This is a genomic window from Kurthia sp. YJT4 (assembly GCF_030219945.1).
Classification (GTDB): Bacteria; Bacillota; Bacilli; order Bacillales_A; family Planococcaceae; genus Kurthia; species Kurthia gibsonii.
On the sequence record NZ_CP126689.1, the window covers coordinates 971,563 to 985,695 of the forward strand.

The following is a 14,133-nucleotide window of genomic DNA, read 5'->3' on the forward strand; positions in this document are numbered from 1 at the left end:
TGCTCATTATGAAAAAGTTGAAAATCGGGATTACATGCTATCCAACAGTAGGTGGATCAGGCGTTATGGCCACGGAGTTAGGGAAGATGCTTGCAGAACGTGGTCATGAAATTCATTTTATTACGTCAAGCATGCCTTTTCGTTTAAATAAAGTGTATCCGAATATTTTTTTCCATGAAGTAGAAGTTAATAATTACTCTGTTTTTCAATATCCACCCTATGACATTGCACTAGCAAGTCGTATGGCAGATGTTATTCGTGAAGAGCAGTTAGATGTATTACATGTACATTATGCGATTCCACATGCTGTTTGTGCAGTTCTTGGACGCGATATGGCGGGACAAGCAGGGAAGCGTGTAGGAATTGTGACCACACTTCATGGAACGGATATTACAGTTCTAGGTGACGATGCACTACTAACAACGGCAATTCGTTATGGTATTGAAAAATCGGATGTTGTGACAGCTGTATCGACATCTTTAAAAGATCAAACAATGGAATTAATTCAGCCGAATCAAACGATTGAAACGGTTTATAATTTTGTGGATGAACGAGAATATTATCAACGAGACGGACGTGAATTACGTGAAGCATTTGGTATTGAGCCAGATGAAAAAGTGATGGTGCATGTATCGAATTTCCGTAAGGTGAAGCACGTGCCAGATGTGATTGAGACATTCATCAAAACACGTAAATATGTAAAATCTAAATTATTATTAATTGGTGATGGTCCTGAAAAACATGAAGCGATGCAACTTGCAAAACAAACACCATATAGTGAAGATATTTTATTTTTAGGGAAGCAAGAGAATTTAGCAGAGCTATATGCAATGGCTGACTTAAAACTACTTATGTCTGAAAAAGAAGCGTTTGGACTAGTGTTATTAGAAGCAATGGCTTGTGGTGTTCCAGGAATCGGTACACGCATTGGTGGAATTCCAGAAGTCATCTGTCATGAAAAAAATGGCTATATTGTTGAATTAGGTGATACAGATCAAGCTGCTCACCATGCGATTAGTTTATTATTAAATGATGAAAAATTACAGTTGTTTAGAAAACGAGCAATTCAAAGTGTACAAGATCGATTCCACTCGGAAAAAATTGTTGAGCAGTATGAAGCGCTATATGAAAAGGTGGTTCAAAAGTGATGAAGCATCTTGCATGGCAGTCGGCACATGACGTCATGGAAACATTAGAACAGCATGGTCATGAAGCGGTTATTGTAGGCGGTGCTGTAAGGGATTATTTATTAGATAAACCAGCGAATGATGTAGATGTAGCAACGAGTGCAATGCCGCTTGAAGTAAAGGCATTATTTGAAAAAACAGTAGATGTAGGAATTGCCCATGGTACGATTCTTGTGTTAGATTTTGAAGAACCTATTGAGGTAACGACGTTTCGTACAGAAGGAACTTATACAGACCGTCGTCGACCAGATGAAGTAACATTCGTTCGTTCATTAGCAGAAGATTTAAAAAGACGTGATTTTACGATTAATGCAATGGCACTTAGACGTTCTGGAGAGTTAGTAGACTTATACCGAGGTCAAGAAGATTTACAACAGCAAATTATTCGTGCAGTGGGTGAACCGTATGCACGTTTTTCAGAAGATGCATTACGCATTATTCGAGGTGTACGCTTTGTAGCTCAATTAGGATTTACATTGGAACAAGAGACACTTATCGCTATGCAAAAAACGTCGCATTATTTAGGTGAGATTGCTATTGAACGTGTGAAAGCTGAATGGGATAAGATTTTTGTGAGTCGTGCACCGGAAAAAGCGATGTATTATATGCAAGAATATAATCTTGGCGAAGCGATTCCGGGTGCTTTTGAAGCATATACTAAATGGCAGAACTATGCTGCGAAAGATGCAAAATGGGGCTGGACATATTGGTGTATTTTAACGAATGACTTGACTTTACTTCAACAGTATCGTTGCTCAAATGATGAAAAGTCATTTGTGAAGCAAGCGAAAGCTTGCTACGATATTTTGCTTCAGCATCAACCAACTAAGTTTGAGCTTTTTCAATATGATTTGAAGTATTGGAAATGTGCATATGAGCTTCTTGCGTTGCAAAATGTAACAAAAGTTATAAGTTATCCAGAATTAGTAAAAGAAAAGCAAGATTTACCGATTCAACATGTACAGGAGATTGCTGTTACAGGAAAACATCTCATGACCTGGACGAATCAAAAAGGCGGCCCATGGTTACGTGAAGTATTAGATGAGATTGTGAAGCGGGTTGTGAACGGTCAGTTAGAAAATAATGAACAAACAATAAAGGAATGGTTGCAAAATGAATGGTTCGTATAAATATAAAATTCTAAAAAAATTACAACAGTCCACTCCATCTCCTGTTTCAGGTCAACAACTTGCAGATGATTTCGGTTTATCGCGTACAGCCATTTGGAAGTACATTAAACAATTAGAAGAAGAGGGTTATACGTTTGAGACCATTCGAAAAAAAGGTTATATTTTGACGTCGCAACCGAATAGCATCGATCCAGCAAAAATTAAAGCGGCACTTGAAACAACTACGTTTGGTGAAACGATTATTTTTGAAGAAACACTTCCTTCTACACAGCCAGTAGCACATCAGTTGGCACAGGAAGGCGCTAAAGCAGGAACCGTTGTCATCTGTGAGGAACAAACACTCGGTCGTGGACGTATGCAAAGACCGTGGCAATCTCAAAAAGGAAAAGGAATTTGGATGAGTGTCATTTTACGTCCAGATGTGCCACCTTATGAGGCACCACAATTTACATTAGTAGCTGCTGTAGCAATCGCAAAAGGGATTGAAGATGTAGCAGGTATTCGTCCTCAAATTAAGTGGCCGAATGATTTATTAATCGATGGTTTTAAAATTACAGGGATTTTAACGGAGTTACAGGCAGACCCTGACCGTGTGAATGCATTAATCATGGGTATTGGTATTAATGTCAACCACACAATGGATGATTTCCCAGAAGAAATTCATGGTATTGCGACTTCTTTAAAATTACAAACAGGACGAGAAATCGACCGTGCTGTATTAATTGCACGTATTTTATATTATTTAGAGTATTATTCGAATCAATACGTTAAAGAAGGGTTCCTACCAATTAAAAAAGAATGGGAAAGCTATTCTTGTACCATTGGTCAAACGATTAAAGTAACAACATTGACAGAAGTCTTCTATGGTAAGGCTGTTGCAATTACGAATGATGGTGTATTAAAAGTACAATTACCAGACGGTGAAACGAAAAGTGTGTATTCAGCTGATATTGAATTAAAAAAAGATTAATGTAAGTTACAGTGTCATCGTTCAACACATTTAGGAGGGTAACAATGAAAAGCGTTGCAGATTTTCCAAAAATGAAAGAAAAACAGGATAAGATTGTGATGATTACAGCCTACGTATCCATCGGCTAAATTAGCCGAAGAGCAAGAAGTCGATATGATTTTAGTAGGTGATTCTTTAGGAATGGTTGTTTTAGGATATGACTCGACTGTTCAAGTGACAGTAGAAGATATGATTCATCATGGTAAAGCAGTTCGCCGAGGTGCTAAAGATACATTTATGGTTGTTGATTTACCATTTGGTAGCTATCATGGCGATCCGTACGAGGCATTAAAAGTAGCTGTACGTGTTTTCCAAGAAACAGGTGCGAACGCATTAAAAGTCGAGGGTGCAGGGAATCTACTGCCAACGATTCAGTTAATGATTGAAGCAGGGATTCCAGTTGTAGGACATTTAGGGCTGCAACCACAACAAGCAGCTGTATTGGGTGGTTATAAAGTACAGGGGAAAACACAAGAAGATGCAGAAAAAATTTTGCGTGATGCAAAAGCGCTCGAAGAAATAGGTGTCTGTGCGATTGTGTTTGAATGTATTCCGAAGCAAATGATGTTTGAAATTAATCAGCAGCTACATGTACCGACGATTGGAATCGGTGCAGGAAATGAAGCGGATGGTCAAGTGCTCGTATTCCATGATGCACTACATTATGGGCACCATCATATTCCTAAATTTGTACAACAATTTGCAGATGTCGGTGCTGAAATTGAGCTAGGTATTGCCAAGTATAAAAAAGCAGTAAAAACAGGTGTTTTTCCAAGTGATGAGCAAAGTTTTCATTTGAAAGAAAACCAATCGATTTCATTATATGGAGGCAAAAAAGGATGAAAATTATTGAAACCGTAGCGGAACTAAAAGAAGTACTTCAACCTTTTGCAATTCATTCCATTGGATTAGTACCAACGATGGGGGCTTTGCATGAAGGGCATGCTACGTTGATTCAACAAGCGCGACAAGAAAATGATGTCGTAGTCGTAAGTATTTTTGTAAACCCTACGCAATTTGGTCCAAATGAAGATTTCGATCGCTATCCACGTGATTTAGATGGAGACGCTAAGAAGTGTGAAGATTGGCAAGTAGATTTTATCTTTGCGCCTTCCGTCGAAGAAATTTATGGAAGTCATGGCGGCATTACATATGATGCAGGTCCTGCTTCACGTATTTTATGTGGTGCAAGTCGACCAGGTCACTTTAATGGTGTTCTACAAATTGTTTCAAAATTATTCATGCTCGTTCAACCGACACGTGCCTATTTTGGTCAAAAAGATGCGCAACAACTCGCATTGATTGAAACGCTCGTACGTGATTATTACTTCCCGCTCGAAATTGTACCTGTTCCAATTGTACGTGAAGAAGATGGGCTAGCTAAAAGCTCACGTAATGTTTTTTTAACGCCAGAAGAACGTCAAGAAGCGGTTGTCTTATCGCAAGCACTAACACTTGCAAAGGCACGCTTACAAGACGGTGAAGAAGCAGCGATTGTCTTAGAGCAAGCACGTAAAAAAATCGAAGAAACTTCTGCAAAAGTAGAGTATCTTGAATATCTTGCCTACCCAGATTTGCAACGAGCTCCTAAAGCTGATGAACGAAAAATTTTAATGGCAGCGATTCGCTTTTCAAATGTCCGTTTGATTGATAATGAATTATTTGACTAACAGAATAGACAAAGGGTTCTCGCAAATGAATGTGAGAGCCTTTTTCTATGAAGTTCGCAATAGAAAATAAAGGTTCTACTTACCCACAGCTATCTTAAGTATGATAAAATCGTCTGTATGAAATAAAGGACGTACTATTGAAAGATGTCTATAATAAAATGATTTGAAAGACGTGAAGAACATGGAGAGTCAAATGTATGCAGTTGTTGATTTAGAAACGACTGGGCATTCATCAAAGCAAGGCGATCGTATTATCCAAATCGCTATTGTATTTATGAGAGATTGGCAAATTGAAAAGACCTATACCTCTTTCGTCAATCCTAAACGAAAAATACCGCATTTCATTCAAGATTTAACGCATATAAAAGAAGAAGATGTTAAGCATGCACAACCTTTTGAAGCGATTGCCCATGAAGTATATGACATGCTCCAGGATTGTGTGTTTGTCGCACACAATATCGACTTTGATTTACCATTTTTACAAGAAGAATTTAAGCGCTGTGGTTTACCAAAATGGTTTGGTAAAAGTATGGATACAGTAGAGTTGGCAAAAATACTCTATCCAACGGCTTATAGTTATAAACTTTCAGAAATTGCTCTTGAATTAAATATTGGTTTAGAGAACGCGCATCGCGCAGATGATGATGCGATGGCAACAGCGCGATTATTGAAGAAGTGTTTTGAACAGTTAATGTCTTTGCCGCTTGAAACGATTCAGCATCTACATACGCGTTCGTTTAAATTGAAATCAGGTTTAGCACATTTATTTTTTGAGGCACTCCAAATAAAAAGAACGAAATCTTCTCAATTACAGCACCATTTTTTATATCGTGGGGTTCCGATTTTACAACCTCAACAACAAAAAATTGATGCGGAGCCTGTAATTTATCCAGCAAGTACAGAAGCAAAGACACAACTTTTCTCAAAAGTGATGACACACTTTGAGGTAAGAGAAGGTCAATTTAATATGATGGATACGGTGTGGAATAGCCTACAACATCGTACCGAAATTTTAACAGAAGCATCTACGGGTATTGGTAAGACATTAGCATATTTGATTCCAAGTATTGTTTTTGCAAAGCAGCAAAAACAACCAGTTGTTATTAGTACGTATACATCTCATTTACTCGACCAACTCATTCAAGAGGAACTACCAAAAGCGAAAGAATTATTGGGTTGTGATGTTGGAATTGCTGTTTTAAAAGGTATGGAACATTATATTGATCTCGACCGTTTTATTGAATCGCTTGTGATTACAGAAGATAGTTATGATGAGAATTTTGTGAAAATGCAAGTACTCGTTTGGCTCGCTATCTCTTCAACAGGTGATTTGAATGAAGTGAATGTTTCGGGTGGAGGACGTACTGTACTCGACCGAATTCGTCGTACAAGTACAACTGCAGAAACAAAGCAACAAAATGCATTTGATTTTTATTTGGAAGCGATGAAATCATGTGAAGAAGCTGAACTAATTATTACAAATCATGCGATGTTATTGGCTGATTTAGAACGTGAAACACCAATTGTGCAGCAAGTCGGCGGATTTATTTTGGATGAAGGACATCAGATGATTCAAGCAGCGACAATGCGAGAAGAAAAAGTATTTGCATATCGTCGTTTTAAATATTGCTTTGGTCAGATTGGTCATTTTGAAGATCGTGCGCTACACCATGCATTTTATCGTTTATTACAACAAGCAGATCGTGTGCCACTTCGCTATTTATCCAAGCTTGAAAATCAATTCTTTGACATGATTGATGTTTTCGAGCATGCGATGAATCATCTCGTAAGTCGTATGAATTTATCTGCGTCTCATGGTGGATCACAAAAAAAGACAATTCTTTTAAATACACTCACATTGAAGCAACCTTTATTAGAAGAAGTCGGTCATATGATGGAACAGTGGTTACAGTTAGCGCATGAGGTTACGCGTATTTTTAAAAGTTACCAAGATGATTTAGAACCTTCTAAACGTGTATGGCTGACAGATTGGGAATATTGGTTACGTGATTTACAACAATTACTTGAACAATGGCGCGCGATTTTCAATGTACATGAGCAAAATCGAACGTCTTGGATTGAAGCAGATCGTAGAAGTTTGCCAAATAGCATTCAAATTTACGACCGTCCGATTCAAATTGCCGACCATATTACGCAAGCATTTGATCAATTTAGAGGAAGAGACGGAATTATTTGGGCATCCGGTACACTAACTGTACCAGGAAATCCACGCTTTATTGCGGATCAGCTAGGATTATCAAGAGAAGTAGCTCTTTATCAATTCCAAGCACCAGCACATTATTATAAAGGTGCTAACATGTATATTGTGGACGATATGCCAGATATTCAACAAGTGCCACAATCTGCTTATATTGAGGCAGTAGCAGAAGCAGTGACACAAGCTGTACTTGCTACGGAAGGACGTTGTTTCGTTCTTTTCACATCGCAAGATATGCTACGTAAAACCGTCGATTTAATTCAAGAAATTGGTGCATTAGAGGATTACATGATTTTTGCACAGGGTATCTCAACAGGGAGTCGTATGCGTTTATTAAAGATGTTCCAGCGTTTTGAGCGCTCGGTTTTATTTGGAACAAATAGCTTTTGGGAAGGTGTCGACGTACCAGGAGACGCATTATCAGCTGTCATTGTCGTTCGTTTACCATTCTCAGCGCCAGAAGAACCACTCTTTAAAGCAAAAGCAGATAAAATGCAACAGCAAGGTTTAAATGCCTTTTATAAACTATCCCTACCCGAAGCAATCCTACGTTTTAAGCAAGGTTTCGGACGATTAATTCGATCCTCTCAAGATAAAGGTGCATTCATCGTATTAGATCGTCGAATCGAAACGAAATCATATGGACCCGATTTTTTACGTGCATTACCAAATGTGGAAGTTCGCCATGTATCACTAAGTGAACTAGTCTTCGATTTAGAAGATTGGTATAATAAATAAGCAAAAACAATTAAAGGTTTAGGTGATGGAATGAAAAGTTGGATTAAATTCTTCGCCATCTTCTTCGTCATGTTAGCAGTTGTATTAACAGTACTTGTAACAATTAAAGCGTATGCCCCTTACCATAGTGCTACACAAGAAGCGAAAGATGTTGTGTTGAAGGAACGATTATTAAAAACAGTTGATAAATCTTATGTATATAACAGTACAAACCACTATGTTACGGTTATTGGTAAAAATGATAAGAACCAATCAACAGCCGTGGTTTTGAATCAAGATCAATCAAAAGCTAAAAAAGAAGTCATTGAATTGTCAAAAGGTGTTACAGAAAAAGAAGCGATTAAGATAGCTACTGAAGGACAAAAAGTAAAAAAAGTGCTTCATGTCCATTTAGGTATTGAAAAGCCAGGTCCCGTTTGGGAAGTAGCATTCGAAAATAACCGAGATGAGCTCAATTATGTTTATGTGGTATTTGAAACAGGTCAATGGTGGAAAAAAATCACGAATTTATAATATTTCGAAAATAGAAATGCTCTCGTTTTTTGTATATAATAAAAGAGAATAAATCAAGAAGTAGATAGGCAACTATTTACTTAATCACAGATGTGATGGAGGATTCCCATGAAAAAAATTACAATTCAAGAAATGCCAAAATATGTTGGCGAAACAGTAAAAATTGGCGCTTGGCTTGCAAATAAGCGTTCAAGCGGTAAGATTGCTTTCTTACAATTACGTGATGGTACAGGATTTGTACAAGGCGTTGTTGTAAAAGCAGAAGTTTCTGAAGAAATGTTTGCAACAGCAAAAGGTCTTCATCAAGAAACTTCATTATATGTAATCGGTGAAGTAACAGAAGATACACGTTCATCATTCGGTTATGAATTACAAGTGAAGGACATCGAAGTGATTTCAGAATCACACGACTATCCAATCACACCAAAAGAGCATGGTACAGAGTTCTTAATGGACAACCGTCACTTATGGTTACGTTCAAAAAAACAACATGCAAAAATGAAAGTGCGTAACGAATTAATTCGTGCAACATACGAATTCTTTAATGACAATGGCTTCGTTAAAATGGATCCACCAATTTTAACAGCTTCAGCACCTGAAGGTACGTCAGAACTATTCCATACAAAATACTTTGATGAAGATGCATTCTTATCACAATCAGGTCAATTATATGCAGAAGCAGCAGCAATGGCATTAGGGAAAGTATTCTCATTCGGTCCAACATTCCGTGCTGAGAAATCAAAAACACGTCGTCACCTAATCGAGTTCTGGATGATTGAACCAGAAATGGCTTTTGTGGAACATGATGAGAGCTTAGAAGTACAAGAACAATTTGTATCGTATATCGTGCAATCTGTATTGAAAAACTGCAAACTAGAATTAGAAATTTTAGGTCGCGACCTTTCCAAATTAGAAAAAGTAAAAGCGCCATTCCCACGTATTTCATATGATGAAGCCATTGAATTCCTTCATAAAGAAGGTTTTGATGATATTAAATGGGGCGATGATTTCGGAGCGCCACATGAAACAGCGATTGCAAATCACTTTGATTTACCTGTGTTCATTACATGCTATCCAAAAGACATTAAACCATTCTACATGCAACCACATCCAGACCGCGATGATGTCGTGCTATGTGCAGACTTAATCGCGCCAGAAGGTTACGGTGAAATTATCGGTGGTTCTGAGCGTATTTGGGACTATGATTTATTAAAACAACGTATCCAAGAACATGGTTTAGATGAAGAAGCATACAACTGGTATTTAGAACTTCGTAAATACGGTTCTGTACCACACTCAGGTTTCGGTCTAGGTCTAGAACGTACAGTATCTTGGGTAACAGGTGCTGAACACGTGCGTGAAACCATTCCATTCCCACGTTTATTAAACCGTATTTACCCATAATAGAAGACGAAAGTTCATGTGATGTTAAGTCATATGAGCTTTTTCTTTTGAGAATTAAAGTATGCTATAAAAATAAAAAACAATTTAGTTGGAACACTGTACATTGTGCGTTAAAATAGAACAAAGATGAGTGAGCGTAATGAATACGCTTTAGAGTAGATGAGGAGGATTTTGTATTATGGAATTAAATGATTGGTTAAATACAAAGGTACCTGAAATTTCAAATGACTTGATTGAAATCAATCAAGACTATTTTGATTTAGAAAATTCAATTGGTTTTAAAGGACGCGACCGCATTTATCGTGTCATTGAAAGTTTCCGCATTGCGTTATTCCCAGGAATCTATGATCAAAAACCGATTGATGAAGTGCGTCTGAATGTCGCAATTAGTAATAATTTACGAAAAGCAGCGCTTGATTTACGTGATATTTTAGAAAAAGCGCTATTTTATAATAAAGAAGATGAAGATGTATGTGAAAACGTTGCACGTGAACGAGCAGATCAAATTGTTATTCAGTTGATGAACAAGTTTCCGGAAATTCGTCGTACATTACAGACAGATATTCAAGCAGCTTATAATGGCGACCCTGCTGCAACATCAACAGAAGAAATTCTACTGAGTTACCCATCTATTCAAGCGATTTGCATTCATCGTATTGCGCATGAACTATATAAATTAGATGTGAAAATTATTCCACGTATTATGTCAGAGTATGCACATGAATTAACAGGAATCGATATTCATCCAGGCGCATCCATTGGCGATTCATTCTTCATCGATCATGGTACAGGTGTTGTAATTGGTGAAACATGTACAATAGGTAACAATGTTAAAATCTATCAAGGTGTAACATTAGGTGCGCTTAGCTTCCCACTAGACGATGAAGGCAATCCAATTAAAGGAATTAAACGTCATCCTGACATCGAAGATAATGTCGTGATTTATGCGGGTGCAACGATTTTAGGTGGCAAAACAAAAATTGGTCATGATACCGTACTAGGTAGTAACATTTGGTTAACACATTCTGTTGTGCCACATTCGCGCGTATACCATTCACAACCTTCACCAAGTATTAACCAATCTGTAAATATTGAATATGAAATTTAAAAAAAGTAAGGAGGGGTAGTTCAGCTACCATACCTCCTTCTTTTTTATGAAAGGAAGTCAACGAATGAATTGGCAAGAAAAGCTATTACAATACCAACCTGTGAATGAACAAGAGGAGCGAGACTTAGCATCATTTCGCTATGCATTCACACATTTTCCAGATGTTTTAACGCGTCAAAACCCAATTGCACATATGACAGTTTCAGCTTTTGTCGTGAATCAAGCACGTACACATGTATTAATGGTCTATCATAATATTTATCAGTCATGGGCATGGACAGGAGGACATGCGGATGGTGAATCAGATTTTTTAGCTGTTGCATTAAGAGAAGTGCAAGAAGAAACAGGGGTAGAAGCAAAACCTGTTCAACAAGAGCCTATTTCGATTGAGCAACTAACGGTTTTAGGGCATGTGAAAAAAGGGCAATATGTATCAGAGCATTTACATATGAACGTCACGTATCTAGTTGAAGCAGATGACCAAGCGGCACTTGTTGTGTGTGAAGAGGAAAATAGTGATGTGGCGTGGATTCCATTTGATGAATTGAGTACATATTGTAAAGAAGAACATATGCTACCGATTTATAATAAAATCATTGCACAAATGAAGTAAAATAAGAAACAGACTAGGCATAAAAAAACTGGAACCGTGTTGTGGTGCGGTTCCAGTTTTTTCGTTGCGATAAAAAGGGAAGTGAAATGTTTGTCCCAGCCTGTTAAAAAAATTATTCAGCTGTAATGCGCATTTCTGTTGTTGCGTCAAAGAAGTGTGCTTTTTGTAATTGAATCGCAAGTGATAATGTTTGTCCGGATGACACCTGTTCATTTGCGTCAATACGTGCGATAAAGTTTTGTTCTTCTAGTTGCGCATAAATCATAAATTCCGCACCCATTAATTCAGCTACATCAATCTTCACTTGAACAGTATGTTCTGGTAGTTGTTCTAGCATATTTTCTTCGTTATGAAAATCTTCTGGACGAATTCCTAAAATAATTTCTTGCTCGTTATAACCTTTGTCGTGTAGCAAAGTACGCTGTTCTGCAGTCAATGGTAGCTGTAATATGCCCACTTGTACAAAATCACCTTGAATACGCGCTTTGAAAAAGTTCATAGCTGGTGAGCCAATAAAGCCAGCAACAAAGACATTCACAGGTTTTTCATATACTTCTTTTGGTGAACCTACTTGTTGAATGAGACCGTCTTTCATTACAACAAGACGTGTCGCCATCGTCATCGCTTCTGTTTGATCATGCGTTACATAAATTGTAGTGGTTTGTAAACGCTGATGTAACTTAATAATTTCTGCACGCATTTGTACACGTAATTTAGCATCTAAGTTCGATAAGGGTTCATCCATTAAAAATACTTTTGCATCGCGTACAATCGCACGACCAAGTGCCACACGTTGACGCTGACCTCCTGATAATGCTTTTGGTTTTCGTTCTAAATATTCTTCTAACCCTAAAATCTTCGCTGCTTCAGATACGCGACGTTTAATTTCTTCTTTTGGTAGTTTGCGCAGTTTTAAGCCAAATGCCATATTTTCATAAACCGTCATATGTGGATAGAGCGCATAGTTTTGGAACACCATCGCAATATCGCGATCTTTTGGTGGTAAATCATTTACACGTTCCCCATCAATGTAAAAGTCACCTTTTGAAATTTCTTCTAATCCTGCAATCATCCGAAGTGTTGTCGATTTTCCACAGCCAGATGGCCCAACAAAAACAATAAACTCCTTATCTTGAATTGCTAAATTGAAGTCCGTTACAGCCGTTACCTTCTTATCGTAAATTTTATAAATATTTTGTAATGTTAATTCAGCCATCATAGATCTCCTCTATGTTTAAATTCTATACATTTCGTATTCTATTATAGTCAAAGTACCTTTGAAATAGCAGTAATTTTAATTACGACATTTTTTTATTCTCAATTAAACGAGTAAAAGCTTTTAATTGAGATGGAAGTGGGCAAAAGTACATAAAATAGAGGTTACATTGGTTAGTGAATGAGAATGTGTAAAATACGTCTAAAATATGACAATTTATAAGGATATAGAAGATGTATATAAAACTTTGGAAAATGCGTAAAATCAAGTATGTTCACTATTTCACTAGTAGCTTACGTGAAAAGTCTCACAAAGTTGTTCAGAGTGGGAAATGACTGTAAACACTTGGTTTTACTATATTCTTGGACAATGAATGAATAAATTTGTTAAGATATATGTATAAGGGTTGACATTGAAAGCCTTTTGTATGATAATTTTAATGTAAACAATAATAATTCTAATTAAGGATTTATTATTAATAATTGATTATATATCTAGGAGGAATTGAATATGTCATTAGTAAATAAAGAAATCGCACCATTCACTGCACAAGCATTCCAAAACGGTGAATTCAAAACAGTATCAGAAGAAACTTTAAAAGGTAAATGGGCTGTAGTATGCTTCTACCCAGCTGACTTTACATTCGTTTGCCCAACTGAACTAGAAGATTTACAAGCTGTATACGGCGAATTAAAATCTCTAGGTGCTGAAGTATATTCTGTATCAACTGATACACACTTCACACATAAAGCTTGGCACGATCATTCAGAAGCGATTTCTAAAATCGAGTACACAATGATTGGTGACCCAACACACACAATTTCTCGCAACTTCGACGTATTAGACGAAGAAGCAGGTCTTGCACAACGCGCTACTTTCTTAATCGATCCAGACGGTGTAGTACAAACTATGGAAATCAACAATGATGGTATCGGTCGTAACGCTTCTCAATTAATCGACAAGATTAAAGCAGCTAACTACGTACGTAACCACCCAGGTGAAGTATGCCCAGCGAAATGGAAAGAAGGCGAAGAAACATTAACGCCTAGCCTAGACCTAGTAGGTAAAATCTAATTTAACGCCACTGTAGTCATATAGGGCACTAGACAAGCGACAAACATCAGTCTACAGATTGGTATTTGTCGCTCTGTTTTTAGCAAAATTGCATAAATGTACGGAAAAATGAATCGTTTTATGGTTTGGCATCACTCTCTTACCTACCTGAAACGAAATGAAGAGGTGAAAATACTGCTGTCAAAGAGGGCATTCAACGTATATAGTTCCATCACTTTTGTGCAAAAAAATGATGGAAACATATAATTAGAAG

General features: G+C 37.3%; 11 protein-coding genes and 1 pseudogene. 11 read left to right on the forward strand and 1 reads right to left on the reverse strand.

The window, feature by feature from the left end; translation table 11 throughout:
* The first annotated feature begins 8 nt into the window (after positions 1-8).
* The 10 genes and pseudogenes from bshA (at position 9) to QN089_RS04715 (ending at position 11,590) form a co-directional block, all read left to right on the forward strand.
* Complete coding sequence (bshA, locus tag QN089_RS04670; RefSeq protein ID WP_285216052.1) at positions 9-1,148, forward strand: N-acetyl-alpha-D-glucosaminyl L-malate synthase BshA; 1,140 nt, start codon at positions 9-11, stop codon at positions 1,146-1,148.
* Positions 1,148-2,317 (forward strand): CCA tRNA nucleotidyltransferase, encoded by a 1,170-nt coding sequence (locus tag QN089_RS04675; RefSeq protein ID WP_068454363.1) that lies wholly within the window; start codon positions 1,148-1,150, stop codon positions 2,315-2,317. Before bshA ends, QN089_RS04675 begins: the two co-directional genes overlap by 1 nt.
* On the forward strand, positions 2,301-3,287 hold the full coding sequence (locus QN089_RS04680; protein ID WP_068454361.1) for a biotin--[acetyl-CoA-carboxylase] ligase: 987 nt from the start codon (positions 2,301-2,303) through the stop codon (positions 3,285-3,287). Before QN089_RS04675 ends, QN089_RS04680 begins: the two co-directional genes overlap by 17 nt.
* Before the next feature lie 44 nt (positions 3,288-3,331).
* Positions 3,332-4,169, forward strand: a pseudogene (panB, locus tag QN089_RS04685) (3-methyl-2-oxobutanoate hydroxymethyltransferase).
* The gene (gene panC, locus QN089_RS04690) at positions 4,166-4,996 is read left to right on the forward strand and encodes a pantoate--beta-alanine ligase (protein WP_141272611.1); all 831 of its coding nucleotides are present in this window, start codon (positions 4,166-4,168) and stop codon (positions 4,994-4,996) included. The pseudogene panB and the gene panC overlap by 4 nt, the downstream one beginning before the upstream one ends.
* Before the next feature lie 181 nt (positions 4,997-5,177).
* Positions 5,178-7,952, forward strand: a complete 2,775-nt coding sequence (gene dinG, locus QN089_RS04695) for an ATP-dependent DNA helicase DinG (protein WP_285216053.1) — start codon at positions 5,178-5,180, stop codon at positions 7,950-7,952.
* Between the two features lie 30 nt (positions 7,953-7,982).
* The gene (locus tag QN089_RS04700) at positions 7,983-8,465 is read left to right on the forward strand and encodes a cell wall elongation regulator TseB-like domain-containing protein (protein WP_285216054.1); all 483 of its coding nucleotides are present in this window, start codon (positions 7,983-7,985) and stop codon (positions 8,463-8,465) included.
* 108 nt (positions 8,466-8,573) lie between these two features.
* Positions 8,574-9,869, forward strand: a complete 1,296-nt coding sequence (gene asnS / locus QN089_RS04705; protein WP_285216055.1) for an asparagine--tRNA ligase — start codon at positions 8,574-8,576, stop codon at positions 9,867-9,869.
* 178 nt (positions 9,870-10,047) lie between these two features.
* On the forward strand, positions 10,048-10,977 hold the full coding sequence (gene epsC, locus QN089_RS04710) for a serine O-acetyltransferase EpsC (protein ID WP_068454346.1): 930 nt from the start codon (positions 10,048-10,050) through the stop codon (positions 10,975-10,977).
* A gap of 64 nt (positions 10,978-11,041) precedes the next feature.
* On the forward strand, positions 11,042-11,590 hold the full coding sequence (locus QN089_RS04715; RefSeq protein WP_087680176.1) for an NUDIX hydrolase: 549 nt from the start codon (positions 11,042-11,044) through the stop codon (positions 11,588-11,590).
* 112 nt (positions 11,591-11,702) lie between these two features.
* Here the strand turns inward: QN089_RS04715 and QN089_RS04720 are convergent, their stop codons facing one another.
* Positions 11,703-12,806, reverse strand: coding sequence for an ABC transporter ATP-binding protein (locus QN089_RS04720; protein WP_285216056.1), 1,104 nt, complete (start codon positions 12,804-12,806; stop codon positions 11,703-11,705).
* Between the two features lie 510 nt (positions 12,807-13,316).
* Here QN089_RS04720 and ahpC point away from each other — a divergent pair.
* Entirely contained in the window at positions 13,317-13,880 is a 564-nt protein-coding gene (gene ahpC / locus QN089_RS04725; protein ID WP_068454340.1) for an alkyl hydroperoxide reductase subunit C, read from the forward strand.
* Positions 13,881-14,133 lie beyond the last annotated feature (253 nt).